This window comes from Streptomyces sp. CA-210063, assembly GCF_024612015.1.
In the GTDB taxonomy this organism is placed as follows: domain Bacteria; phylum Actinomycetota; class Actinomycetes; order Streptomycetales; family Streptomycetaceae; genus Streptomyces.
This window is the reverse complement of the sequence record NZ_CP102512.1, coordinates 765,600-789,875: the sequence shown is the minus strand read 5'-3', so window position 1 is coordinate 789,875 and position 24,276 is coordinate 765,600. Positions and strand designations below refer to the sequence as shown.

Annotated in this window: 22 protein-coding genes and 1 pseudogene; 11 read left to right on the top strand and 12 right to left on the bottom strand. The window is 72.1% G+C overall.

Features of this window, described 5'->3' with window-relative positions; all coding sequences use genetic code 11:
• Positions 1-285: 285 nt before the first annotated feature.
• Positions 286-1,119 (top strand): TIGR02452 family protein, encoded by an 834-nt coding sequence (locus tag JIX56_RS03440; RefSeq protein WP_257537269.1) that lies wholly within the window; start codon positions 286-288, stop codon positions 1,117-1,119.
• Positions 1,120-1,195: 76 nt separating this feature from the next.
• Here JIX56_RS03440 and JIX56_RS03435 read toward each other — a convergent pair whose 3' ends face one another.
• From JIX56_RS03435 to JIX56_RS03410, 6 genes are all read right to left on the bottom strand, one after another.
• On the bottom strand, positions 1,196-1,642 hold the full coding sequence (locus tag JIX56_RS03435) for a type II toxin-antitoxin system PemK/MazF family toxin (protein ID WP_257537268.1): 447 nt from the start codon (positions 1,640-1,642) through the stop codon (positions 1,196-1,198).
• 96 nt (positions 1,643-1,738) lie between these two features.
• A complete protein-coding gene (locus JIX56_RS03430; protein ID WP_257537267.1) occupies positions 1,739-3,142 on the bottom strand; it encodes a flotillin family protein in 1,404 nt (467 codons plus the stop codon).
• A gap of 147 nt (positions 3,143-3,289) precedes the next feature.
• Positions 3,290-3,514: a hypothetical protein gene (locus JIX56_RS03425; RefSeq protein ID WP_257537266.1), complete on the bottom strand. Its 225-nt coding sequence runs from the start codon at positions 3,512-3,514 to the stop codon at positions 3,290-3,292.
• 10 nt (positions 3,515-3,524) lie between these two features.
• A complete protein-coding gene (locus tag JIX56_RS03420) occupies positions 3,525-4,946 on the bottom strand; it encodes an amidase (RefSeq protein ID WP_257537265.1) in 1,422 nt (473 codons plus the stop codon).
• Positions 4,947-5,651: 705 nt separating this feature from the next.
• Positions 5,652-6,950, bottom strand: coding sequence for a helix-turn-helix domain-containing protein (locus JIX56_RS03415; protein ID WP_257537264.1), 1,299 nt, complete (start codon positions 6,948-6,950; stop codon positions 5,652-5,654).
• 212 nt (positions 6,951-7,162) lie between these two features.
• Positions 7,163-8,137: an alpha/beta hydrolase gene (locus JIX56_RS03410; RefSeq protein WP_257537263.1), complete on the bottom strand. Its 975-nt coding sequence runs from the start codon at positions 8,135-8,137 to the stop codon at positions 7,163-7,165.
• A gap of 801 nt (positions 8,138-8,938) precedes the next feature.
• Between JIX56_RS03410 and JIX56_RS03405 the strand changes: the two genes are divergently transcribed.
• The gene (locus JIX56_RS03405; RefSeq protein ID WP_257537262.1) at positions 8,939-9,973 is read left to right on the top strand and encodes a LacI family DNA-binding transcriptional regulator; all 1,035 of its coding nucleotides are present in this window, start codon (positions 8,939-8,941) and stop codon (positions 9,971-9,973) included.
• Between the two features lie 269 nt (positions 9,974-10,242).
• On the opposite strand, the gene trxA is transcribed toward JIX56_RS03405, so the two are convergent.
• Entirely contained in the window at positions 10,243-10,629 is a 387-nt protein-coding gene (trxA, locus tag JIX56_RS03400; protein ID WP_257537261.1) for a thioredoxin, read from the bottom strand.
• Between the two features lie 126 nt (positions 10,630-10,755).
• On the opposite strand from trxA, the gene JIX56_RS03395 reads away from it, so the two are divergent.
• Positions 10,756-12,222: a dihydrolipoyl dehydrogenase family protein gene (locus JIX56_RS03395; RefSeq protein ID WP_257537260.1), complete on the top strand. Its 1,467-nt coding sequence runs from the start codon at positions 10,756-10,758 to the stop codon at positions 12,220-12,222.
• A 42-nt stretch (positions 12,223-12,264) separates the two neighbouring features.
• Here the strand turns inward: JIX56_RS03395 and JIX56_RS03390 are convergent, their stop codons facing one another.
• A complete protein-coding gene (locus tag JIX56_RS03390) occupies positions 12,265-12,921 on the bottom strand; it encodes a peptide deformylase (RefSeq protein WP_257537259.1) in 657 nt (218 codons plus the stop codon).
• Between the two features lie 184 nt (positions 12,922-13,105).
• Here JIX56_RS03390 and JIX56_RS03385 point away from each other — a divergent pair, with 184 nt between their 5' ends.
• Entirely contained in the window at positions 13,106-14,524 is a 1,419-nt protein-coding gene (locus JIX56_RS03385) for a PepSY-associated TM helix domain-containing protein (protein WP_257537258.1), read from the top strand.
• Positions 14,525-14,633: 109 nt separating this feature from the next.
• Here JIX56_RS03385 and JIX56_RS03380 read toward each other — a convergent pair whose 3' ends face one another.
• The 3 genes from JIX56_RS03380 to JIX56_RS03370 are packed head-to-tail and all read right to left on the bottom strand — an operon-like array spanning position 14,634 to position 15,961.
• Entirely contained in the window at positions 14,634-14,981 is a 348-nt protein-coding gene (locus tag JIX56_RS03380; protein ID WP_257537257.1) for a tetratricopeptide repeat protein, read from the bottom strand.
• Between the two features lie 51 nt (positions 14,982-15,032).
• Positions 15,033-15,482, bottom strand: coding sequence for a MarR family transcriptional regulator (locus tag JIX56_RS03375; protein ID WP_257537256.1), 450 nt, complete (start codon positions 15,480-15,482; stop codon positions 15,033-15,035).
• Positions 15,479-15,961, bottom strand: a complete 483-nt coding sequence (locus JIX56_RS03370; protein ID WP_257537255.1) for a MarR family winged helix-turn-helix transcriptional regulator — start codon at positions 15,959-15,961, stop codon at positions 15,479-15,481. The genes JIX56_RS03375 and JIX56_RS03370 overlap by 4 nt, the downstream gene beginning before the upstream one ends.
• Positions 15,962-16,104: 143 nt before the next feature.
• Here JIX56_RS03370 and JIX56_RS03365 point away from each other — a divergent pair, with 143 nt between their 5' ends.
• Positions 16,105-17,070, top strand: coding sequence for a pirin family protein (locus JIX56_RS03365; RefSeq protein ID WP_257537254.1), 966 nt, complete (start codon positions 16,105-16,107; stop codon positions 17,068-17,070).
• A 491-nt stretch (positions 17,071-17,561) separates the two neighbouring features.
• Positions 17,562-17,892, top strand: a pseudogene (locus tag JIX56_RS03360) (helix-turn-helix domain-containing protein); the annotation flags it as partial.
• A gap of 1,032 nt (positions 17,893-18,924) precedes the next feature.
• Here the strand turns inward: JIX56_RS03360 and JIX56_RS03355 are convergent.
• Positions 18,925-19,128 carry a cold-shock protein gene (locus tag JIX56_RS03355; RefSeq protein ID WP_020120296.1) on the bottom strand — a complete coding sequence of 68 codons (204 nt, stop codon included), beginning with the start codon at positions 19,126-19,128 and terminating at the stop codon, positions 18,925-18,927.
• Between the two features lie 163 nt (positions 19,129-19,291).
• Here JIX56_RS03355 and JIX56_RS47915 point away from each other — a divergent pair, with 163 nt between their 5' ends.
• From JIX56_RS47915 to JIX56_RS03330, 5 genes are all read left to right on the top strand, one after another.
• Positions 19,292-19,609: a hypothetical protein gene (locus JIX56_RS47915; RefSeq protein ID WP_257551545.1), complete on the top strand. Its 318-nt coding sequence runs from the start codon at positions 19,292-19,294 to the stop codon at positions 19,607-19,609.
• A gap of 680 nt (positions 19,610-20,289) precedes the next feature.
• Positions 20,290-20,616 carry a PepSY domain-containing protein gene (locus tag JIX56_RS03345; RefSeq protein ID WP_257537252.1) on the top strand — a complete coding sequence of 109 codons (327 nt, stop codon included), beginning with the start codon at positions 20,290-20,292 and terminating at the stop codon, positions 20,614-20,616.
• 203 nt (positions 20,617-20,819) lie between these two features.
• Positions 20,820-21,497: a response regulator transcription factor gene (locus tag JIX56_RS03340; RefSeq protein WP_257537251.1), complete on the top strand. Its 678-nt coding sequence runs from the start codon at positions 20,820-20,822 to the stop codon at positions 21,495-21,497.
• Positions 21,397-22,716: a sensor histidine kinase gene (locus JIX56_RS03335; protein WP_443031750.1), complete on the top strand. Its 1,320-nt coding sequence runs from the start codon at positions 21,397-21,399 to the stop codon at positions 22,714-22,716. Before JIX56_RS03340 ends, JIX56_RS03335 begins: the two co-directional genes overlap by 101 nt.
• Positions 22,717-22,851: 135 nt before the next feature.
• Entirely contained in the window at positions 22,852-24,204 is a 1,353-nt protein-coding gene (locus JIX56_RS03330) for a hypothetical protein (protein WP_257537249.1), read from the top strand.
• Positions 24,205-24,276 lie beyond the last annotated feature (72 nt).

Genomic DNA, 24,276 nt, shown 5'->3' with positions numbered 1-24,276 from the left:
AGATTCCACCATGCCGCCGATCCGATTCCACTGGGCCCGGACCGGCAGTGCTCGTCCCACCCAAAACCCTTGCGCCGCTTTCGCACAAGGGTGCACATCGTGGCAACGCGGATCGACGATCTCTGTTTCCGGGAACTTCAGGCACCTCTTCCCGTACCAGTACTGGGCCATTCACGTCGGGAAAACCTCGTTGCGGTCCCTCACCAGCATCGCCCAGGATGCGTCCATGAGCACGACGGGGAAGCGCACGCGGGCAGGGGTCGCGGCGTACATCGGGGTGGCGCCGTGAGCGCGCGCCTGCGAGGAATCGCACGGGAGACCGAAGACATCGTCGCGGCGGGGCACTACCGCGCGCCCGCCGGTCACGAGGTGTCCATCGCGGCCGAGGTGGAGGCCGCCCGGGCGGGCACACGGCTGCACGGCCCCGACCCGGTGGAGACACCGCAGCTTGCCCCGGTCAAGACGATCACCGAGGTCACCGGTGAGAGCAGCCTGGAGGCCGCCCACCGCCTCACGACCGCCGACGCCTCCGCCGCCCCCGTGGCCGTCCTCAACTTCTCGTCCGCCCGCAACCCGGGCGGCGGCTACCTGAACGGCGCCCAGGCCCAGGAGGAAGCCCTCTGCCGGGCCTCGGCGCTCTACACCTGCGTCCGCGAAGCCCGCGCCTTCTACGACCACCACCGCACCCACCGCGACCCGTTCTACACGGATCGTGTCATCCACTCACCCGCCGTCCCCGTCTTCCGAGACGACCGAGGCACCCTCCTCGACACCCCCTACACCGCCGGCTTCCTGACCTCCGCGGCACCGAACGCGTCGGTCGTCCGGCGTACGGTGCCGGAGCGCGCGCCGGAGCTGCCACGCGCCCTGGCCGCACGTGCGGAACGCGTACTGGAGACGGCGGCGGCGAACGGCTACCGCCGACTCGTCCTGGGCGCCTGGGGCTGCGGCGTGTTCGGCAACGACCCGACGCAGGTGGCGACAGCGTTCCGGGCCCTGCTCATGGACGGCGGCAGGTTCGAGAACCACTTCGAGCATGTGGTGTTCGGGGTACTGGACCGCACGAAGGGCGCGGTGGTCCGGAGCGCCTTCGAACAAGAGCTGAGCACCTGCTTCTAGGGGCGCCGGGCTGTGACATGTGCGGCTCCGCCGCGTGGGCGCGACCAACCCCTACGGCCCGCAGCCGGCGTACGACCTAACGCCACCCGTACCGTTCCCGCAACCGGTGCACAACGGAGTTGAACCGCATCCGATCCAACGCGCACGCCTCCCGCCGCATCCCGTCCTCGTACAGCCGCAACACCCGGTCCACATCCACCCAGGAATCCCGCCCGGACCGATCCCACGGCCCACTCCCGATCGGCACCCACTCCCGATCCCCGTCATGCCGCTTGCTCGACAACTGAACGGCGAGAAACGTCCCCCGGGGCTCCCGAGCCACAACGAGCACCGGCCGATCCTTCCCCCGCCCGTCGTTCTCCTCGAACGGCACCCACGTCCAGACGATCTCCCCGGGATCGGGATCCCCGTCATGCGCGGGCGAGTACTCGGTACGCACCCGCCCCACCTCACGGGGATCGGCCTCGACGGTGGCGGTGGGCCCGTAACGCCCGGGCACTTCTTGATCAGCGAAGGAAGTCACAGCACACGCTAACCCGCGCCCCGTCAGGGGCGCGGGGAACTGCGCGATCAACCACGAACGACCCGCAGCGGACAACCTGCAGTCGGAGCTACGGCGCTACGACTCCCGGTCCACCGCCACCTTCTCCACCGGCACCCCATTGACCCCTGCCGAGCCGCCGGCGGGCACAGCGTTCTGGTTCATGGACGACAACAACTGCCGAGCCAGCCCCAACCCGGTGCCCCCCATCGTGAGGGCCTTGGCGAACATGTCCGCCATCCCGTCGGCCCCGTTCAACAACACCATGTTGTCGACGTTCCCGAAGGCGGACGCACCCGCCTGCACGATCTCCGGCCACTGTTCGGCCAGTTGCTGCGCGATCACCGCTTCCTGGTTCTCGGCCAGCGCGGCGGCCCGCGCCTTGATGCCCTCGGCCTCGGCGAGCCCCTTCGCGCGCGTGGCCTCGGCGGCGGCGAGCCCCTTGGCCTGACGGGCGGCGGCCTCGGCCTCACCGGAGATCTGGGTCGCGGTCGCCTCGGCGGCGGCCGCGAGTTCGGTCTCCTTGGCCTTGGCCTGCGCGGCGGAGATACGGGCGTCGCGCTCGGCCTCGGCGAGCGTGCGTTTCTCGTAGGCCTTGGCGTCCGCGGGCTTGCGGACGTCCGCCTGGAGCTGCTGCTCGCGCCGGGCCGCCGCCAGCTCCGCGACCCGGGTCTCCTGGACGACGACCTCCTGCAGGGCGGCCGCCTCGGCGAGCGGGCCGGCCTGCCTGGACTCGGCGGCGGCCTTGTCCCGCTCGGCCTGGTAGCCGGCCTGGAGGATCTCGCTGTCCCGGGTGGCCTCCGCCATGCGAGCGGCGGCCTGCTGCTCGGCCTCGGTGGCCAGCCGGTTGGCCTCGGCCTGCGCGATACGGGCGTCCCGCTGGACGGCCGCCGCGTGCGGCATGGCCAGGTTCTTGATGTAGCCGGTCGGGTCCTCGATCTCGTGGATCTGCAGCGAGTCGACGATCAGACCCAGCTTCTCCATCTCCGTACCGCACGCCGCCCGTGTCTGGCCGGTCAGCTTGTCGCGGTCCCGGATCATGTCCTCGACCGTCAACCCGCCCACGATGGAGCGGAGATGACCGGCGAACACGTTGTGCACCCGCTCCGAGACGCGCTTCTGCTGGTCGAGGAAACGACGGGCCGCGTTGGCGATGGACACGAAGTCGTCGCCCACCTTGAAGATGACGACACCACGGATCTTCAGCGGAATGCCCTGATGGGTCACGCAGTCCACGGACAGCTCGGTCTGGTTCAGGTCGAGCGAGAGCTTGCGCACCGCCTGCACACCGGGCAGCACGAGCGTGCCGCGCCCCGTGACGATACGGAAGTTCATGCCCTCCTCCAGACCCTCCATCTTGGTCTTGGAGCCGGAGATGATGAGCGCCTCGTTGGGTTCGGCGACTCGCCACATCAGTTTGAACAGACCGATCAGTACCAGGACGGCTCCTACGGCCGCCCCCGCGATCATGCCGATGAACATCGACACCCCCTCTGCCAGGTGCCCTTTCGGCACCGAACGTCGGGAGTGTCCCGCGTGCCAGGGCGGCGGTACAGGGAGCGGGGGACCCTTGTTGCAGTCCTGATGCCAACCGGTGGCAGAAGCCCGACAGGCCGACCCGACGGACCGTCAACTGTCGTACGCCACCGTCACATACACCGTGCGCGGCGGCAGATATTCCATCACCATCACGAGCGTCCCCGGCTCGATCCGGTCCTTCGCGGAGGCGGGGTACGCGAGAAAGTGCTCGGCGCCGCCCCGCACCCGGACGATCACCTCGCCGACGAGCCCGGGGCCGACCGCACCGGTCACCCGTCCCATCAGCCCGACCATCGACGCTTCGTCCATGGTCACAGCGTACGGGTCACACCGTGGGGGAATCCGCGGCGGCCGACTGAGGCGGCCACAGTTCGTGCCAGCGCTGGTCCGCCTCCAACTGCGCGGCCAGCGACAGCAGCAGAGGCTCGCTGTTCGCCGGACCGAGCAACTGCGCGCCCACCGGCAGCCCGTCCACGAAGCCCGCCGGTACGTTCAGCCCGGGCCAGCCCAGCACGTTCCACGGCCAGGCGTACGGGCAGGCCGCGATCATCGCGCGGTCGGTGCCGAGGCCGCCCAGGTTGAGCATGGAGCCGATGCGCGGTGGGGGAGCGGCGGTCGTCGGCGCCAGCAGCACGTCGTACGAGTCGAAGAGGGCGCCGATCCGCTGGTGGAGCGTGGCCTCCGCGCGGCGGGCCAGTCGCAGGGGCGCCCCACCGAGGAGCCGGCCGAGGCGGGCGGTGTCGAGGGTGCGGCGGTCGAGGAGGTCCTGTTGGGTGATCGCGCCCACCCGTTCGGCGATTCCGGCGGTGGCGCGCGGGACGAACGTCAGCCCGATCTGCCCGTACCTCGGCTCCGCCTCCTCCACCACATGCCCGAGCGCGGCGAGTCGCTCCGCCACCGCGCGGACCCGTTCCCGTACGCGGGGGTCGAGCCGTGCGGGCAGCGCGGTGAACGGCGGCTTCACGGACAGGGCGATTCTGAGCCGTCCCGGATCACGTCCCACCGCCTCGGAGGCGTTGATGGCGGGCGGCCGGTGCAGGTCGCCCTCGTGGTTGCCGCTCGCCGCGTCCAGGAGGAGGGCCGCGTCGGCGACCGTGCGGGCGAGGGTGCCGTTGACGGTGATGCCCTGGAAGGACTCCGCGTGCGGCCAGGTCGAGATCCGGCCGCGCTGGGGCTTGATGCCGACGAGATGTGTCCAGGCCGCCGGGATGCGCACCGAGCCGGCGCCGTCCGAGCCCAGCGCGGCCGGCACGAGCCCCGCCGCGACGGCCGCGGCCGAACCGCCGGAGGAGCCGCCGGGTGTGTGGTCCGGGTGCCAGGGATTGCGGGTGGCCCCGAAGGCCGGGCCCTCGGTGAACGGCCACTGCCCCAGCTCACATGTGTTGGTCTTGCCGACGACGATCGCCCCGGCCGCGCGCAGCCGCCGTACCGCCTCGCCGTCCTCCGGCAGTGAGGGGAACTCGCCCTGGCAGCCGAACGCGGTCGGCTCCCCGGCCACGTCCATGTCGTCCTTCACGGCCACCGGCACCCCGAGCAACGGCCGCCGCCCGCCCGCCGCCAGCTCCTCGTCCGCCGCCTCGGCCTCCACCAGCGCCGCCTCGGCCCGCACCCGCCGGAACGCGTTGACCGTCCCCTGACTCGCCTCGATCCGGGCGAGCGTCTCCTCCACGAGCGCCCGCGACGTCACCTCCCCGGCGGCCAGCGCACGAGCACACTCCGCCAGACCCGGGACACGGTCGGCAGCCATACGGAACACCTCCGGAAGCAGGCTTTCTACCGAACGGTAACGTCCGCACGGACGCCACGGTACAGGGAGAAGGACTTCCCTGACGGGACCGGCGATTCGCGTTGGCGGGCGAGGCGATGGCGATGGCGAAGCGGGTGGCGATGGGGAAGGGGGGTGGCGATGGCGAAGGGGGCGGCGATGGGGAAGGGGGGCGGTAAAGAGAGGGGCGGCGACGGCGAAGGGGGCGGCCGTGGCGGTGGGGGCGCCGGGAGGCGGCAGGGGAGGCGGGGGAGGCGTTGCCTGGCTTTGCCTCTGGCCGGGCCGGAAGCTGCTTGGTCGCGGACTGGAAGCTGCTGGGTCGCGGGCCGGAAGTCGCCGCGTCGTGGACTGGAAGCTGCTGGGTCGCGGGCCGGAAGTCGCCGCGTCGTGGACTGGAAGCTGCTGGGTCGCGGGCCGGAAGTCGCCGCGTCGTGGACTGGAAGCTGCTGGGTCGCGGGCCGGAAGTCGCCGAATCGCGGACCGGAAGCTGCCGGATCGCAGGCCGGAAGTCGCCGAATCGCGGACCGGAAGCTGCCGGATCGCAGGCCAGAAGCCGCCGAATCGCGGACCGGGAACGGCCGGACCGCGGACCGGAAGCCGCCGAATCGCGGACCGGGAACGGCCGGACCGCGGACCGGAAGCCGCCGAATCACCCGCCGAAGCCGCGTGGCCGCCGCCTGCGGTCGCCTAGCCGCGCGCCAAGTGCCGCATGGTCAGCGCCAGGTGGAGCCGGAGTCGGCCCTGGGGTGTGCGGACCGGCCAGCCGAGGAGTGCCTCCGCGTGGGTCAGGCGGTCCTGGAGCGTGGAGTGGTGGACGTTGATCCCGGTGGCCGCCGCCCGCAGGCTCGCCGTGGACGCGACCGCGTGCAGTGTGGCGAGCATCCAGGGCGAGTCGGCCGCGGCCCGCTCCAAGTCCCGTACGTCCGGAGGCGGTTCGGCCCCCGGCGCGATCAGCTCGGCGAGGAGGGCGATCCCGCCGAGGTCGTCGGCGTACACCACCGGCTCCCCCGGGTCCCGCGCGCTCCCCTCGGCGGTGAACCGCAACGCGATCCGCGCACCGTCCCAGGACCCGGGCAACCCGAGTACGGGCACAGCCGGCCCCACACCGACCCGCCCACGGGGCAGCTCGGCCTCGGCGGCCCGGCCGTCCCACCGATCACGTGATGCGCCCTGCCCGGGCCTGCCGCCCCGCCGATGGGGAGACGCACCGTCGCCGGACCAGCCGTCCCGCCGATCGCGAGACGCGCCGTCGCCCGACCAGCCGTCCCGCCGATCACCCGCTGTGCCGTCGTCGGCCCGGCCGTCCCGCCGATCACCCGCTGTGCCGTCGTCGGGCCTGCCGTCCCGCCGACCGAGCGAGGTGCCCTCGGCGGGCCTGCCGCCCCGGCGGCCCCGCGATCCACCATCGGCGGGCCTTCCCTCCCGGCGTACCCGCAGGACCCGGGGCCGGCCTCCGAGTGGGGCGACGGCGCGGGCGCGGCTGGTGGGGTCGTCGGGGTCGAGGCCGAGGCGTCGGGCGGCGTGCAGCCGGGCTCCCTCGGCGGCGGTGGCGTCGAGGACGGTCTCCACGAGTGCCGGGTCGTCGGCGGGGGAGAGGGGCGCACGGCCCCGGGTCCGGTCCAGTACCACCCGCAGGGCACCCGCGGCCCGCTCCAGGATGACCGCGTCCACCACACTCGGCTCGGCGGCCCCGGCCCGCTCCAGCCACAGGGCGGGTACACCGTCCGGGACCAGCGCGGCGGACGGCCAGTCCGGGGCCGGCGGACCGTCACTGTCCTGGCGCCGCCCGTCGGGCTCCACCCGCACGTGCACGCGCCGCTCGACGTCGACCAGCCGCGCCGGGCACCCGGCCAGCACGGCCGCCCCACGCACCAGTGCCTCCAGGCCGGCCCGTGACTCGGCCAGCGTGTCGAAGTAGGCGATGACCCGGACGGCGGCACCGGCATCCGGATCCAGCGCGGTCAGCCGCCCCGCCAGCTCTTTCATACGACCCATGGTGCGGCATGGGGGCGCCGTTCGGACGAGGCCGGCCTTCGTCCGCGGCCGGGTGGGAACTGCGCGATCAACCACACACAACCCGCACCCGCCGCACCATCCTCACCCCCGAGCTCTGACGCGCCAGGGGGTCGCAGGGGCACCGCCCCTGGGATGGGACGGGTAGGGGCGGCGGGGGCGAAAAACATCAAGGGCGCCCCGCCTCACTCCCCGAGCAACCGCCGCAACCACCGCACATGCGCCTCTCGACACTCCCGGGACACGGCAGCCTGCGGCGCCAGACCGTCGAACCCATGAAAGCCCCCCGGCCACACATGAAGCTCGGCCACCCCACCCGCCTGCCAGAGCCGCGACGCATACGCCACCACCTCGTCCCGGAACGTCTCCGCGGACCCGACATCGAGAAACGCCGGAGGCAACCCGCTCAGATCCTCCGCCCGCGCGGGCGCCGCGTACTCCGACACATCGGGCCCACCCCGCAGCTCCCCCAGCAGCGCCGTCCACCCCGTCTCGTTGGCCGTCCGGTCCCACACACCCCGCCCCGCCATCTGGTGGGCGGACGGCGTGTCGTTGCGATCGTCGAGCATCGGGCACAGCAGCACCTGCCCGATCGGCCGCGGCCCCTTCCGGTCCCGCGTGAGCAGCGCCAGCGCCGCGGTCAGCCCACCACCCGCGCTGGCCCCGGCGATGACGATCCGCTCGGGGTCGCCCCCGAACTCGTCCGCGTGCTCGGCCGTCCACAGCAGCCCCGCGTAGACGTCCTCGACGGGCGCCGGATGCGGATGCTCGGGCGCCAGCCGGTACTCCACGGACACCACGACCGCGCCCAGCTCCCGCGCCCAGGCCAGCGGCCCGTCCACCCCGACCCGGTTGGTGCCGACGATCATGCCGCCGCCGTGGACGTGGTAGATCACCGGCAGCGGACCGGGCCTCGCGGGGGCGGCCGGGCGGCAGATCAGCAACGAGATCTCCGGCGCGCCCTCGGGCCCGGGCACCAGCCGGTCCTCGACCTCGAAGAACCCGTCCATGGTGAGGTCGAACTGCGCCAGCAGCTGGATGCCCGGCCCCTGACGCATGACGGCGATGTCGTCCATGGTCAGCTGCTGCGGAAGCATGTCCTTGAGCGCCTCCAGAGCCGCCGCGAGCTCGGGATCGAACGGGGGCGGGATCATGGTCATGGCTTCTCCTCGTGCGGGTGCCGCGTCCACGGTCCGTACCGCGACGCCGGCCAACGGTCCGTACCGCGGACGCGTGCCAACGGTTCGTACCGCGATGATGAGCGCGACGGCAAGGCGCGAGGAGGCCGTCGTACGGCGGTGGATGCCCGCCATACGGCGGGTGGGCCCGCCGGAAGCCGTGCACAGTCCCCCGCGTGGGCCCTCCACAACCTGTTCACACCCACAGCGAACACACAGTTCACGCCATAGCTTCCGAGCATCGAGGCCGCATGGGGCGCACACCGTACGTGGCCGCCGCCAGCTGCGGTCGGCGCTTGTCAGCCACCGCGCGCCCGTCCGGCAGCAGGTGCGCCCCGTCGGCGCCGAGCCGGACGGTCCGCCGTCGGCGGACGGCCGCGGGGAACCTCCGGAACGCCGCCCGAGGATCAGCCACGCGTCCTCGGCCAGGCGCGATACGGCGAACCGGTCGCCCGTCCCGACCCGCACGTCAGCCCCGGTCACCAGCGGAACCCTGGTTTGTCCGCCGCGCCGCGAGACCACGGCGGCGCCCGCGCCGAGATCGGTCGCCGGTACACCGAACCGGCACCGAACCGGCGCAGGAAACCGAGCAGCCGTCTGTGAAAAGTCGCCGTCGACCACCTCGCGGATATGGCGCGAATTGGTTGCAGGGTTGAACAGATTTCGAACACATTCGCCAAACTGCCCAGCCACAAAGATCGGTGGCCCAACCCCGAGCTCCCGCGTGGCCGGAACTCCCCCGGCCGGAACGACCTTCACCGCTTCTGCAAGGATGCCGTCCTCATGGTGCAGATACCGAAAGAGCCCGCCCCGCCCTCGCCCCTGCAGCGATCCGTGCCCACGAGCGCCGATGTGGCACGACTCGCGGGTGTCTCCCGCGCGACGGTCAGCTACGTCCTGAACAACACCAGCGCCGTCCGCATCAGCGAGCCCACCCGCCGCCGGGTCCATGAGGCCGCCAAGGAACTCGGCTACGTGCCGCACGCGGCGGCCCGCAGCCTGCGCGCCGGACACAGCCGCCTTGTACTGATGCCCACGCCGAACGTGCCCATCGGCCCGCTCTACAGCCAGTTCATCAACGAGATCCAGTGGGCCCTCAGCCGTCTCGACTACACCGTGGTGCAGCACGGCGGCATCGGCCTGCGCGGCGACGACGCCGCCCGCGCCTGGGCCGAGCTGCGTCCGGTCGCGGTGATCGTGCCCGGCGTCGGCCTCGGCCCGCAGGGCGTGGCCGTCCTCAAGCGCTCCGGCGCCAAGGCCGTCCTCACCCTCACCCCCGAACCCGTCGAGGGCGCCCACGCGTTGATCCTGGACCACACGGGCGTCGGCTACAGCGCCGGCCGACACCTGGTCGAGCGCGGCCGGCGCCGGATCGGTGTCGTCGTGCCCGAGGAGCCCGGCCTCGGGGTCTTCTCCCAGCCTCGGCTCGCCGGCGTACGACGTGCGGTGCAGGGGACCGAGGCGACGGTCATGGAGCTGCCGCTCGCGTACGACGAGGCGGCCGCGGCCCGGCTCGCCCGGGACTGGCCCTCGCTCGGCCTGGACGCCGTGTTCGCGTACAACGACGAGTACGCGATGCTGGTGATGCGGGCCCTTCAGGACGTAGGCATCGCAGTTCCCGGGGACACGGCCGTGGTCGGTGCCGACGACCTGATGCTGGGCCGGCTGCTGCGGCCCCGACTCAGCACCGTCCACCTGGAGTTGCCGTCCGGACGCGACCTCGCGGAACTGGTCGACCGCGCGGTGCGCGACCCCGGCACGGTCCCCACGACCCACGACGTACTGGCCGCGCGGATCGTCCACCGCGAATCGAGCTGACCGCGGACGGCAGGACCGGCCCCCTCGCCGCCCGCTTCGCGACCGACGCCGACCGGACCCTGGAGCGCGGGCCGGTCACCGCCAAGTCGATCACGCCGACCTGGCGGTGTCGGACGTCCACGTCCCGGCGCGCGCGCCTGTCGAGTCGTACGGCGAGGGATCGGCGCAACTCCTCGACCCGTGACCGGAGTTGTGCCTCGACCGGGTCTGCGGGCGACCCGCTCTCCTACGGCTTGACCAGGATGCCGCTCACCTCGTGAACCCGCGGTTCACTGACCGTTCTGCTCGACCTGCGCCTGCTGCTCGGCGACCGCCTTGCGGACCTCTTCCATGTCCAGCTTGCGGGCCTGCCCGATGACATCGGTCAGCGCCGCCTCGGGCAGCGCGCCCGGCTGCGCGAACACGGCGACCTGGTCCCGGACGATCATCAGCGTCGGGATCGACTGGATACCGAAGGCCGAGGCCAGCTCCGGCTGCGCCTCGGTGTCGACCTTGCCGAACACCAGATCAGGGTTCTCCTCGGCGGCCTTCTCGTAGACCGGGGCGAACTGCCGACACGGTCCGCACCAGGACGCCCAGAAGTCGATCAGGACGAACTCGTTGTCGGTGACCGTCTGGTCGAAGTTCTCCTTGGTGAGCTCCACGGTGCTGCTCATGGCGTGCATCCCTCTTCCTGGTATCGGCGCTCGGGCGAGCCGCTCTCGACAACGCCACCCCGCGATGGCGTATTCCGCGCGCGTACCCGTGTGGCCACGGCGCACACCAACAACCAGACTGGCCCCATGACGGATACGGAAAACACCGAAAACACCGAAGACGCAGGCGAAGCGGCGACTGCCGAGTACGACGTCGTGGTGCTCGGGGCCGGACCCGTGGGGGAGAACGTCGCCGACCGCACCCGCGCGGCGGGTCTGTCCACCGCGGTCGTGGAGAGCGAACTGGTCGGCGGCGAGTGCTCCTACTGGGCGTGCATGCCCAGCAAGGCCCTGCTGCGCCCCGCGCTCGCCCGCGCCGACGCCCGCCGCGTACCCGGCCTGCGTCACCTGGCCGAGGGCCCGCTGGACACCGCCGAGGTCCTCGCCCACCGCGACTACGAGACCTCCCACTGGAAGGACGACGGCCAGGTCGGCTGGCTGGAGAGCATCGGGGCGACCCTGTATCGCGGCCAGGGGCGTCTGGCCGGGCCCCGCCGGGTGGTCGTGGACGGCCCCGACGGCGGGCGCCACGTCCTCGCCGCCCGGCACGCCGTGGTGGTCTCCACCGGCAGCCGGGCCCTCCTGCCCGACCTGCCGGGACTCGCCCAGGTCAAGCCCTGGACCAGCCGCGAGGCGACCAGCGCGCAGGCGGTCCCCGGCCGGCTGATCGTCGTGGGCGGCGGTGTCGTCGCCGTGGAGATGGCCACGGCCTGGCGGGCCCTCGGCTCCGAGGTCACCGTCCTCGTCCGCGGCAAGGGCCTGCTGCCCCGCATGGAGCCCTTCGCGGGCGAACTGGTCGCGGAGGCGCTCACGGAGGCCGGCGCGGACGTCCGCACCGGTACGTCGGTGACGGCGGTGTCCCGCGAGAACGGGACCGTGGTGGCCCTCACCGACACCGGCGACCGCCTGGAGGCCGACGAGATCCTCTTCGCCACCGGCCGCGCCCCGCGCACCGACGACATCGGCCTCGACACGGTCGGCCTGGAACCCGGCTCGTGGCTGCCCGTCGACGACAGCCTCCGGGTGACGGGCAGCGGCTGGCTCTACGCGGTCGGCGACGCCAACCACCGGGCGCTGCTCACTCACCAGGGCAAGTACCAGGCCCGGATCGCGGGCGCGGCCATCGCCGCCCGCGCGGCCGGTGTCCCGCTTCTGGAGAGCGACCGCTGGGGCGCCCACGCGGCCACCGCCGACCACGCCGCCGTACCCCAGGTCGTCTTCACCGACCCCGAGGCCGCCGCCGTCGGTCTCTCGCTCGCCGAGGCGGAACAGGCCGGCCACCGCGTCCGCGCGGTCGACGTCGAGTTCTCCTCCGTCGCGGGCGCGGGCCTGTACGCCGACGGCTACCGGGGCCGCGCCCGCATGGTCGTCGACCTCGACCGCGAGATCCTCCGGGGCGTCACCTTCGTCGGCCCCGCCGTCGGCGAACTCATCCACTCCGCCACGATCGCCGTCGTCGGCGAGGTCCCGGTCGACCGCCTCTGGCACGCGGTGCCCTCGTACCCGACGATCAGCGAGGTGTGGCTGCGGCTGCTGGAGGCGTACCGGGGCTGAACCGGCCGAGCCGGGCGCACAGGACCCCTGCCAGGCGGTCGCTCAGTCGGGCAGCAGGAAACCGAGCGCCCGGGCGGCGTTGGCCGGAGTCGGGTCGTTCCAGCGGTCGGCCATCGCCTGGTTGGAGGAGAGGGAGCGCAGCTCGGCGTGGTCGAGGTAGAGCGTTCCGTTGAGGTGGTCCGTCTCGTGCTGGACGATACGGGCGGGCCACCCCGAGAACTCCTCGTCCACCGCCCGCCCGTGCTCGTCGAGCGCCCGTAGCCGCACCTTGGCGTGCCGGGCCACCACGGCCTGCCAGCCCGGCACGCTCAGACAGCCCTCGAAGAACGCGTCACGGAAGGAGCCGACGGCCTCGTACGCCGGATTGACCAGGACGCGGAACGGCTGCGGGACCCGGCCCCGGGCCAGCCGTACCTCCTCCGGGACCGGCGCGGGGTCCTCGATCACCGCGATGCGCAGGGACACCCCGACCTGGGGTGCGGCGAGGCCGACGCCGGGTGCCGCGTGCATGGTGGCGCGCAGGGCGGCGACGAAGCGGGCCAGGAGGTCCGGGGACAGTTGGCCGTCGAAGGGCTCGGCGGTGCGGCGCAGTACCGGATCGCCCGCGGCGACGATCGGCAACGGGCCCTCGTGGGCGAGGAGTTCCTCGACCCGGTCGCTCAGGGGGCGGGACTCGATGCGATCACGTTCGGAAGCCATCGCGCCAGGATGCCAAGCATGATGGCGCGATGCGAGGCGGCTCTCGCGAAGCCGTGTGCACGAGTCAACGCGACACCAGGGCCTTCCTGTGACCGGCATCACACATTCCCTCGGGAACTCGAAGCCCGTGCGCCCCGACTACTGAACCGCCACGACGTCCCCGCGATCCCGGAGTAGCCAGCCGATGACCACCGCTCCCTCGACCGAGACGGACGAGCCCCAGAAACCCGTCGTCAAGCCCGACGTCACCACGAGGGGCTGGTCCTCGCTCAGGCCCCTCGTCCTGCGGCTGCATTTCTACGCGGGCGTCCTCGTCGCCCCGTTCCTGCTGGTCGCGGCCCTGACGGGCGGGCTGTACGCCGCCTCGTTCTCGGTCGAGAAGTTCGTCTACGCCGACGAGATGACGGTCGCGAAGGTGGGCGCCGAGAAGCTGCCGATCTCCGAGCAGGTGGCCGCCGCCCGCGAGGCGCACCCCGAAGGCACCATCTCCGCCGTACGCCCCTCGCCGGAGGACGACGCGACGACCCGCGTGATGCTGACGGGCGTCGCGGGCATCGACGAGACCAACACGCTCGCGGTGTTCGTCGACCCGTACACGGCTCAGGTGCGCGGCGCGCTGGAGCAGTACGGGGCGACCGGCGCGCTGCCGGTGCGGACCTGGATCGACAAGTTCCACGCCAACCTCCAGCTCGGCGAGACCGGCCGCCTCTACAGCGAACTCGCCGCCAGCTGGCTGTGGGTCATCTCGGGCGGCGGTCTCGTGCTCTGGTTCACCCGCCGCCGCGCCCAGCGCAAGGTGCGCGGTACCAGCGGCCGCCGACGCACCCTGGGCCTGCACGGCACGGTCGGCGTCTGGGCCGCCGCCGGGTTCTTCTTCCTCTCGGCGACGGGCCTGACCTGGTCGACGTACGCAGGCGCCAACATCGAGGTCCTGCGCACCGAACTCCACCAGGCCACCCCGGCCATCTCGGCCGCGGCGGGCGACCACGGCGGCCATGACGCCGGCCCGGCGGACGGCGGGACGGCCGCGGACGGCGACCTGGACAAGATCCTCGCCGCCGCGCGCGCCGAGGGCCTCGGTGACCCGGTGGAGATCGTGCCGCCCGCCGACGCGTCCTCCACGTACGTCGTGAAGCAGGTCCAGCGCAGCTGGCCCACCAAGCAGGACGCGGTGGCCGTGGACCCGGCGACCGCCGAGGTCACCGACACGCTCCGGTTCGCCGACTTCCCGATCCTCGCCAAGCTGTCCCGCTGGGGCATCGACGCCCACACCGGCGTCCTGTTCGGCCTGGTGAACCAGCTGCTCCTGATCGCCCTCGCGCTCTCCCTCGTCATGCTGATCCTCTGGGGCTACCGCATGTGGTGGCAGCGCGGCCGCGCCTCGTCCTTCGGCCGCCCGATCCCGCGCGGCGCCTGGCAGCAGGTGCCGCCGCACCTCCTGGTCCCCGCCCTGGCCGTCATCGCCGTCCTGGGCTACTTCGTGCCGCTACTCGGCATCCCCCTCGCCGCGTTCATCGTGGTGGACGTCGTCCTGGGCGAGATCGCGTACCGGCGGGGCAAGCGGTCGTACGGCGGCCGGGCGGAGGCCAAGTCGGACGCGTAGCCGGGACGGGCGGGAGCCGGAGGCGTACGGACGAGGGGGGCCGGGTCCCGATCGGGACCCGGCCCCCCTCGTGTGCTGTGCTGTGCCGTGCTGATCTACCGCGCGTGCCTCACAGCCGCTCGAAGTCGCCCGCGAGTGCCGAGGCGATCCGCAGGTGGGACTCCGCCTCGTCGTGCCGGGCCTGCCGCTGGAGCGTGCGGCCCAGCATCAGCCGGGCGTAGTGCTCCACCGGGTCCCGTTCCACGAGAACGCGCAACTCGGCCTCGGCGCGGCGCAGTTGGGCCGAGTGGTAGTAGGCGCGGGCCAGCAGCAGCCGTGGGCCGGTCTGCTCCGGCACCTCCTCGACCAGCGGGCCGAGAACGCGCGCGGCGGCGGCGTAGTCCTTGGCGTCGAAGAACATCCCCGCGCGCTCCCAGCGCTCGGCGGGGGTTCCGTGGTCGTAGTACGTCGTGTCCACTGATGACCTCCTTCGGCGTCCCACAACCCCCACTGGCTGTTGAATATTCCACTACTTCATGGCGGCCAGCTCCGCGTTGGCGCGCTCGGTGACGAGGGTCAGTACGCGACCGGCGGCCACCAGATCCTCGGCGGGAATGCCGGCGTAGATTCGGGCGGAGATGGGTGCGGTCTCGGCGGCGGACCTGGTGAACGACTCACGCCCGGCGTCCGTGATCCTGAGCCGGGTCGGCTGCGCGGGGTCCGTCTCCAGCAACTTCGCGAAGACCAACTCCTCGACGGCGGCCCGTATGCCGGCTTCCTCGACCTTGAGGGAGTCGACGACCTGGCCCACGAGCCGGTCACGGTCGACGGGTTCGTCGGCGACCGCGACGAGCCGGAGGGTCACCGACTGCTGGAACGTCAAGCCGTAGCCGGCCAGGACGCTTTCCAGAACCGCGCGGCTGGCGTAGTGGGCGAGGCCGATGACGCGGCCGTCGACGGTGGGGGCGGTGGTGGTCATGGCTGCTCCTTCTCGTGCTCGGTGGCAGGGGTGAGTGGTACGTCGAGGAGTGCTGTCAGGTCGCGCGCGAACTCCCGTGTGCGGGCGCTGTCGAGGCCGCCGAGCGGTTCCAGCAGCTGTCGCAGCAGCCCCTGGACGACCTCGATCGCGCGCCGGGCCACATCGCGCCCCTCCTCGGTGAGCGCCAGCTGTACGGCGCGCGGGTCGCGGGGGTCCCGGGTGCGTTCGAGGAGCCCGGCGGTCTCCAAGGCGCGGGCCAGCTTGGAGACGTACAGGGCCTCCAGGCCGGTGTGGTCCGCGAGTTGCCGCTGGCTCGGCCGTTGTCCGGCCCGGTGCATGCCGTACAACGACGCCACCAGCGCGTACTGCGCGTGGGTCAGCCCCAGCGGAGCGACCGCGCGGTCGACCGCCACCCGCCACTTCGTGGACAGCCGCCAGACGAGAAAACCGGGCGTCGCGCCCTCGAAAGCCGAACTCATACAGATACCGTACATGGATACTGTAGCCATGGCTACTATTTGCCTCGGTGACGGTGGCGGGACGAGCTTCGCCGCTGCGCTCCGTGCGACCGGGGCGGGGGTTGGCCTGCCGGTGGGGCCGTGCGAGGACTAGGTTGAGCGGCATGAGCAATCTTGACCGTCAGCCGGTGCCGAGTGTGTGCGGCGGCCGGGGATTCGTCGTCACCGAACCCGTGCGGGAACTGCTGAGCCCTCGCCGGGTGCGGCTCGGCGAGTCCACCGAGGTCCGGCGCCTGCTGCCCAACCTGGGCCGCCGCATGGTGGGGGCGTGGGCCTTTGTCGATCACTACGGCCCCGACGACATCGCCGACGAGCCCGGCATGCAGGTCCCGCCGCACCCGCACATGGGCCTGCAGACCGTCAGCTGGCTTCACGAGGGCGAGGTCCTGCACCGCGACTCCACGGGCAGCCTCCAGACGATCCGTCCGCGCGAACTGGGCCTGATGACCTCCGGCCGGGCCATCAGCCACTCCGAGGAGAGCCCGAAGCCGCACGCCCGCTTTCTGCACGGCGCTCAGCTGTGGGTGGCCCTCCCGGACAGCCACCGGCACACCGACCCGCGCTTCGAGCACCACGCCGAACTGCCTGTCATCACGGCGGCCGGCCTGAGCGCCACCCTCATCCTCGGCTCCCTGGACGGCGCGACCTCGCCCGGCACGACCTTCACGCCGATCGTCGGCGCCGACCTCACCCTGACGCGCGGCGCCGACCTGCGCCTCCCCCTCGAACCCGACTTCGAGTACGCCGTCCTCTCCATGTCCGGCGAGGCCCACGTCGACGGCGTCCCCGTCCTCCCCGGCTCCATGCTCTACCTCGGCTGCGGCCGCACCGAACTCCCCCTCCGCGCCGACTCGGACGCCTCCCTCATGCTCCTCGGCGGCGAACCCTTCGAGGAGGAGCTGATCATGTTCTGGAACTGGATCGGACGGTCCCAGGAAGAGATCGTGCAGGCGCGTCAGGACTGGATGGAAGGGACGCGATTCGGGGAGGTAAAGGGGTACGACGGGCCTCCACTGTCCGCACCGGAACTGCCACCGGTGTCGTTGAAACCGCGGGGAAGAGTGCGCTGACCTGCGGGAACGCGTCAGCTTGGGCGACCGCTGGGCGGCAGGCGGTCGGGGATTTCTTACCGCCTTCCAGCTGCCTACCGGAAGGCGTCTGAACAGTCGGCTGGCTCGAGCCGGTGCGGTTGGCGATTCCACAGTGTGGGTGCTTGTGGGTAGCTGTGGCAGGACTCTTGCTGACCTGATGCTGACTTTGCTGACGCCTCGTCAGGCTGGGGTGAGAGGTCCTTGTCCGGGCTTAGGCGCTCGTGCAGGTGTTTGCAGGTTCGGTGGTGTCCGGACCCATACTGACCTTGCTGGCGGTCGAGTCAGGCGTTGCGGAACGGTTGCGCCGCTCACGCTGCCGCCGTGTGGAGATTCCACACGTTTCCGGTGTCACGGCTGTCTGTCGGCAGCGCCGCTCGCGTCCGGTCCGAGAAGCGCTGCGCCGGAGAGTGACTACTGAGGTTTTCGGCCTAGGGTGACGGTGATCTCGCGGGTGGGCGTATTGCTGGAGGATGCGGTATCCCGATGGGGGTGGCCTGACCGCGAAGCAGCGGGCCCGGCGGGAGCAAGTGCGGTTCGAGCCTGCCGAGTTATTTGCGCAAGGGGTGACACCGCCGCAGGTCGCGCGGCGGTTACGGGTCTCACGTAAGTCCGCCTATGCCTGGCATGCCCGCTGGTGGGACGACGGCGTTGAGGGTCTGCGGTCCAAGGGGCCGTCCGGGCGTCCGTCACGGATGAAGCCGGAGTGGCGGGCCTGGTCGGCGGCGGAACTGGAGAAGGGGCCGGCCGCGCACGGCTGGGCCGAGGGACCAGCGGTGGACCCTGGCCCGGGTAGCCACGGTGAGAGTAGTAGGTTCTTCGTCTGTTGGTGGTACGGCGATTGCGAGCCACTGAACTGCGTGATGGTGTATGAGGTGGCATTTTGCGGCTCGGTTGGTCCGCGTGTGGTCCGGATCTTTCCTGTCCCGTGGCTTCGTGTGCGCGGGAGGGACTGAGGGCAGCTGGAAGGGCGACGCCTTATGGGAATCTCCCGCGTGTGCGATACCACATGGCACAGGTAGGCGAAACCGTCTCTTGGCGTCGAGAGAGTCCACTCCAGCGCGGGGCGGTTGATCCGCGGGTGGACGACTTCCACCCGGTCGGCGTGCGCGGAACTCGGGCCCGGTCGGACGAGGCCGGACCGGTATTGGGCCGCCGGTGGCCTGGCCCTGCGGGAGTTCCCGGATGAGCCGGTGCAACGGCCGGGCCCAGCCGCCCTCGCTGCCGGTCGCCGCGCACTCGGCAGCCGCCGAGGCATTCGGGCCCGCGGCACACGGACTACGCCGGCTACTTGTCCGGACGCGGGCCGGCACTGGCGTAGTAGAAGGCTCGTGTCTGCTTGACGCGGTCCTGGACGGCGCTGTGCTCCGCTCCCTCGAGCAGTCGCCGTCCGGCATCGCCGGTATTGGCCGATCCGGGGAAGGAAGTCAGGACCTCGGGAGGCGCCCACCAGGCGTACACCCCGGCAGTCGTAGGCAGAGCGCCAGCCGCGCGCCCAGGGGTCTGGGGTGCGCAGAGCGGATCGGCTGTGGCCCGCTGAACGGTCGCGTCGTCGAGCATGGGCGCACCCCAGGCGCGGCGGAGCGGATCTGTCACCGCCTGCGGCATCACCCCGCAGCTTGATCAGACAAGTGGCTCAGGGGGCGTGCACCTGCGGGTTCATCTCTCGGGTGCGGGTTGCAGGCGTGGTGCTCGCATCTGCCGTCAGTGGGCCCGAGCCGTACCCGGCGACGGCCCAGGCGCGGCCTGGGACACCGGCCTGCTGTCCGGGTACAGCAGGCGGAAAGGCCCGGCGGCCTGAAGTCGGTATGCCGGGCCTTGCCGCAACAGCGGCGGTCAGACAGGGCGAATGTTCTCCGCCTGCGGGCCCTTCTGGCCCTGGGTGACGTCGAACTCGACCTTCTGGCCCTCCTGCAGCTCGCGGAAGCCCTGGGCGGCGATGTTGGAGTAGTGGGCGAAGACGTCGGGGCCGCCGCCCTCCTGCTCGATGAAGCCGAAGCCCTTCTCACTGTTGAACCACTTGACCGTGCCCTTGGCCATGACTGTCTCCTTCGAGGGAAAACCGGGCCCGCACCCTGCGTGCCCGGGAGGTGATCGCCCTGGTCCGGAGAGGCGCTGAAACGCAAGAACGCCCGTGATGGTGATCACGGGCGAACGGGACTTCGGAACCACGACTGCTGGCTCACGACGCTACACCTGCCGGGTGGCAGCCGCTATCAGGACGGCGCCAGTGCCGCTGTGCTTCCAGGCATCGGCCGCCTCAGGCGGAAACTCGCTGAATGCACACGGGACGGTCGCCTTCCCCGAGCACATAGCCGGCAAACAGGACCCCAACACGGGCTCGTTCAACACCAAGCCGGTCGGCACCGGCCCGTACTTCCTCTCCGTCCGGAGCAAAGGTACCCAGGTGATCGGTGAACGCCTCGTGCGGTCCTCGCTGTTGTGCGCCGTCTCGTTCCTTGTCGCCGTGCTGGCAGGCACCCTGCTGGGGGTGCTGGCGGCCCGCCGCCCCGGATCGTAGCGGGACCGGATCGTCAGCTCGCTCGCCTACACCCTGGAGGCGGCACCGGTCTTCTGGATCGCGCAGGTCATCGAGTGGCGGATGAAGAACGACACGGTCCTTGCGGGTTTTCGGCAGCACCGGCGACAGGCCCGCGGCACCCACGAGGAACGCCGCGCCGGTCGGAGGGGTACACGGACTCGCCGACAACCGGCGGCACTTCCTGTTCGACGGGTCGTCTCACGCTCAAGTACCCCTACGCGCCGTTCGCCGGGCGCACGTCTCCAGCGCCGTCCTGACTGGACAGCCCTTGCCGCAGGACTGCCCAGGTTCGCCAAGGGCATCGAACGCATCCAGGGCCTCGGCTTTCCTCAAAGCTGCTGGCACCGAGTTGGTCCCACCCGTTCGGCACCGACGGCCTGGGCCGGACGGGTGCAGAGGGCCGGCACCGCCTGGAGCTGACCCCTGTCGTCACGGTGAGCGGGCGCGTGGCTGTCCGCTCGCCCGCACCACGGCGCCGTCGCTATTATTCAGCAGCTGGTGGCGCCCGGCGTGCTGGTCCGGCGCAAGCCACGTGACATGCCCTGGAGACTGACACCTCGTTCAGACTCGTTCAGCCTCTGTTCAGCGGGTCTGTCGCACTATGAGGCCGTCAGCCCGGCCGCGCCCAGCGGCCGGGGGGTGCGGCGAGAGGATGCGGCATGAAGCGCAAGGGTAAGTGGATCGTCGGGGCCGTGCTCTCGGCCGCGCTGATCGGCGGTGGTACTGGCATCGCTGTATCCGCGACCGGTGGGGATGACACCGAGACATCCATCTCAGGACCCGCCCTGGGGAAGGCGAGCGCCGCGGCACTCGCGTACACCGGAGGAGGCGAGGTCACGGACTCCGAGGTCGGCGACGAGGAGGGCTCCTACGAGGTCGAGGTGACGCTCGACAACGGCAAGCAGGCCGACGTGCACCTCGACAAGGACTTCAAGGTCCTCGGCAGCGAAGTGGACGGCGGGGACGAGCCGAACGACAAGGACTGATCCCGGCGCGCCGCACCGGACCGCGTCCGTGGCCCGGTGCGGCGCCGGTCTGGCGCCAGCCGATGGCACCGGCCGCGGTGACGTCGAGGGGCTTGGCTGAGGATCTTGGTCGAGGGCCTTGGCCGAGGGGCGGTCCGAACTGCTCGCCGCCCGCATGATCGCTTCCGCTTGTCACCGCGGGAGGCTCCCGTAGCGTGGGCCGTATGCGGGTGCTGGTCGTCGAGGACGAGGAGCGGTTCGCGGCCGGGCTCAGGGACGGGCTGGAGGCCGACGGTTTCGCCGTGGACGTCGCGCTCGACGGGGTGGACGGGCTGTGGATGGCGCGTGAGAACGCGTACGACGCGATCGTCCTGGACATCATGCTGCCGCGCCTCAACGGCTACCGGGTCTGCCGGTCGCTGCGCGGCGAGGGCGACTGGACGCCGATCCTCATGCTCACCGCCAAGGAGGGCGAGTGGGACGAGATCGAGGGCCTCGACACGGGCGCCGACGACTACCTCACCAAGCCGGTCTCGTACGCGGTGCTGCTCGCCCGGCTGCGGGCGCTGCTGCGGCGGGAGGCGCGGGAGCGGCCCGCGGTGCTCGCGGTGGGCGACCTGCGGCTGGATCCCGCCGCACGCACGGTGACCCGGTCCGGGCGTCAGGTCGAGGTGACGGCACGGGAGTTGGCCGTGCTGGAGTTCCTGATGCGGCGGCCGGGCGAGGCTGTGAGCAAGCGGACGATCCTCGACCATGTGTGGGGCGACGACTTCGAGGGCGATCCGAACATCGTCGAGGTCTATGTGCGGCGCCTGCGCAACAAGATCGATCGTCCCTTCGGGCGGGACTCGCTGCGGACCAGGCGGGGGCACGGGTATCGGTTGGTGCCGGATGGCGGGTGAGCGGCGACGCCTGCGGGCGGTGCGCGTCCGGGCCACGGTGATCGCCGCCCTGGCGGTGGGGCTCGCCCTGGTCGCCGGAGGCGTCGTCCTGGTGATCGGGCTGCGGGTCGAGCTGAGCAACGACGTGCGGGACGCCGCGCGGACCCGCGCCCAGGCGGTGGCCCGGGAGATCGAGGCGGAGGGAGGGGTGCCCGAGGTGCGCGTGGCCGACCCCGAGGAGGAGTTCCTCCAGGTCGTCGACGAGCGGGGGACGGTCGTCGCGGCGAGCTCGAACGTCAAGGGACTGCCGGCGCTGACCGGGCTTCGGCCCGGCGGCAGCACCGAGGTCGACACCCCGATCGACGAGGACCCCTTCCTGGTGGTGGCGGTCGGAGCGCGGGACGGCGACCGGCGCCTGACCGTCCTGGACGGCCGTACGCCCGCCGGGGTCGCCGAGGCCACCTCCACGGTCACCCGGATGCTGCTCATCGGCCTGCCCGTGCTGCTGGCCCTGGCCGCCGCCGCGACCTGGGTGGCCGTGGGACGGACGCTGCGGCGGGTCGCCCGCGCCGAGGCGGCGCAACGGCGCTTCGTCTCGGACGCCTCCCACGAACTGCGCTCCCCCGTCGCCACGGTCCGGCAGCACGCCGAGGTGACCCTCGCCCATCCCGGGCGCGCCGATGCCGGGGCGCTGGCCGGGACGGTCCTGGACGAGGCCGTCCGGATGCAGCGCCTCGTGGACGATCTCCTTCTTCTCGCTCGCGCCGACGAGGACGCGATCCGGCCGGCGCGGCGCCCCGTCGATCTGGACGACCTGGTCCTGGAGGAGGCCCGGCGGCTGCGGGAACGGAAGGACGGCCCACACGTCGACAGCAGCGGGGTCTCGGCCGGGCGGGTCCTGGGCGACGAGGACGCGCTGCGCCGCGTGATCCGCAACCTCGGCGAGAACGCCGCCCGCCATGCCCGCTCCCGGGTCGCCCTGACGCTCGGCGAGGCCGGCGGAACCGTACGGCTGGACGTGGACGACGACGGCCCCGGGGTGCCGGAGGGAGAGCGGGCCCGGATCTTCGACCGTTTCGTACGCCTGGACGAGGCCCGCGCGAGGGGAGAGGGCGGAGCCGGCCTGGGTCTCGCCATCGTGGCCGAGCTGGTGGCGGCGCACGGGGGCACGGTGACGGTGGGGACGGCGCCGGGGCTGGGCGGTGCACGCTTCACCGCGAGGTTGCCGGCCCCCCGCTGAGGGGCGCGGGGCCGGGAGATGGTGCGAGCCGGATGCCCGCCCCGGATTCGCCTGACGGCACGTTCAGGTGCGTTCAGCGTCCGTTCAGAGGGCCGGCGGGACGCTGAGCACAGGCCACGTCCCAGGGAGGCCGCCATGAACGCCCACCGCCATGTCCTGCTGACCGGAGTCTCCGTGACCGCCGCCGCGCTCCTGGCCGGTGCGTGCTCGGGCGCCGTCGGCACCCCTGCCGGCCCGACCGAGCGGAGCGCCTGCGTGCGTGTCGTCGACGAGGACACGGGCAGGAAGGGCGACGCCTGTCTGTCCCTCGCCCCGGCGAAGGACCGTGTCGACCTCGCCGAGCCGCGCTTCACGCACCCCACCCGGATCACGAACCCGCTCCACCCCACCAGTGACGTCACGCAGGTCATCATGGGCGGGCAGGTGGACGACAAGCCGTTCCGGACCGAGGTCAGCCTCCTGCCCGGCACGAAGAAGATCGCGTACGACGGCCGTTCCGTCGAGACGCTGGTCAGCCAGTACGTCGCCTTCTCCGACGGCCGGATCCAGGAGGTCGCCCTCGACTGGTACGCCCAGGCCGACGACGGCTCCGTCTGGTACTTCGGCGAGGACGTCCGCAACTACGAGGACGGCGTCGTGGCTGACACGGCCGGCACCTGGCAGGCGGGCCGCGACGACGCCCCACCCGCGATGATCATGCCCGCCGACCCGGAGAAGGGTGACGTCTACCGCCCCGAGAACCTCCCGGAGAAGGTCTTCGAGGAGGTCACCGTACGGGCCGTGGACCAGACGGTCGACGGCCCGTACGGCGAGGTCGAGGGCGCGATCACCGTCCGGGAGCTGCACATGGACGGCTCGACCGAGGAGAAGGTGTTCGCGCCGGGCTACGGGGAGTTCTCGACCGGCACGGAGGACGGCGACCTGGAGGCGGTGGCGCTCGCGGTGCCCACCGACGCGCGGCCCGGGCCGCTGCCGGACCGGCTGAGCGCCCTGGAGCGCGCGGCCGTCGCGGTCCACGAGTCGCCCGGGGCCGCCACCGTCCGCGAGGTCCGCGCCGCGTGGGACGCGTACCGTGCCTCCGACGCCGTGCCGGAGCTGTTGGAGCGGCAGGTGGAGCGTGACCTCGTCGCCCTGGAGAACGCCGGGGACGGTGCGCGGGCGGTGGGTCCCGCCCTGCGCGTCGCCCAGAACGTGACGGATCTGCGACTCCGCCACGAGTCCGTGCCGGCGGTCGACCGGGACCGGCTCGCCCTCTGGACACGCCAGGTGACGATCGACGCGTCGGCCGGGAACGAGGGCGCCGTCGCGGGCGACGTGACCGCCCTGGAACTCGTGTGGGAACGGGTGCGGCACGAGACCCCGGACGCCGCGTCGGTGGACACGCAGCTGAGGAAACTCCGCGCGGCGGCCGATGACACGGACATGGCGGAGATGCAGCAGCTCGCACCCGAACTCACGGAGCACATCACGGAGTTGAAGGGTTCGTAGCCGCCTTCCAGGAGGGTGTGCACGAGGTCGGGCCGACTCGACAGTGTGATGCCGCTCGCTGGCCTGCGGCGC

Coding starts and splice junctions, on each gene's coding strand:
- JIX56_RS03430 (WP_257537267.1), bottom strand. CDS start 3,142: ATGTTCATCGGCATGATCGCGGGGGCGGCCGTAGGAGCCGTCCTGGTA.
- JIX56_RS03420 (WP_257537265.1), bottom strand. CDS start 4,946: ATGGCTGCCGACCGTGTCCCGGGTCTGGCGGAGTGTGCTCGTGCGCTG.
- JIX56_RS03415 (WP_257537264.1), bottom strand. CDS start 6,950: ATGAAAGAGCTGGCGGGGCGGCTGACCGCGCTGGATCCGGATGCCGGT.
- JIX56_RS03410 (WP_257537263.1), bottom strand. CDS start 8,137: ATGACCATGATCCCGCCCCCGTTCGATCCCGAGCTCGCGGCGGCTCTG.
- JIX56_RS03405 (WP_257537262.1), top strand. CDS start 8,939: ATGGTGCAGATACCGAAAGAGCCCGCCCCGCCCTCGCCCCTGCAGCGA.
- trxA (WP_257537261.1), bottom strand. CDS start 10,629: ATGAGCAGCACCGTGGAGCTCACCAAGGAGAACTTCGACCAGACGGTC.
- JIX56_RS03395 (WP_257537260.1), top strand. CDS start 10,756: ATGACGGATACGGAAAACACCGAAAACACCGAAGACGCAGGCGAAGCG.
- JIX56_RS03390 (WP_257537259.1), bottom strand. CDS start 12,921: ATGGCTTCCGAACGTGATCGCATCGAGTCCCGCCCCCTGAGCGACCGG.
- JIX56_RS03385 (WP_257537258.1), top strand. CDS start 13,106: ATGACCACCGCTCCCTCGACCGAGACGGACGAGCCCCAGAAACCCGTC.
- JIX56_RS03375 (WP_257537256.1), bottom strand. CDS start 15,482: ATGACCACCACCGCCCCCACCGTCGACGGCCGCGTCATCGGCCTCGCC.
- JIX56_RS03370 (WP_257537255.1), bottom strand. CDS start 15,961: ATGAGTTCGGCTTTCGAGGGCGCGACGCCCGGTTTTCTCGTCTGGCGG.
- JIX56_RS03365 (WP_257537254.1), top strand. CDS start 16,105: ATGAGCAATCTTGACCGTCAGCCGGTGCCGAGTGTGTGCGGCGGCCGG.
- JIX56_RS03355 (WP_020120296.1), bottom strand. CDS start 19,128: ATGGCCAAGGGCACGGTCAAGTGGTTCAACAGTGAGAAGGGCTTCGGC.
- JIX56_RS03345 (WP_257537252.1), top strand. CDS start 20,290: ATGAAGCGCAAGGGTAAGTGGATCGTCGGGGCCGTGCTCTCGGCCGCG.
- JIX56_RS03340 (WP_257537251.1), top strand. CDS start 20,820: ATGCGGGTGCTGGTCGTCGAGGACGAGGAGCGGTTCGCGGCCGGGCTC.
- JIX56_RS03335 (WP_443031750.1), top strand. CDS start 21,397: ATGTGCGGCGCCTGCGCAACAAGATCGATCGTCCCTTCGGGCGGGACT.
- JIX56_RS03330 (WP_257537249.1), top strand. CDS start 22,852: ATGAACGCCCACCGCCATGTCCTGCTGACCGGAGTCTCCGTGACCGCC.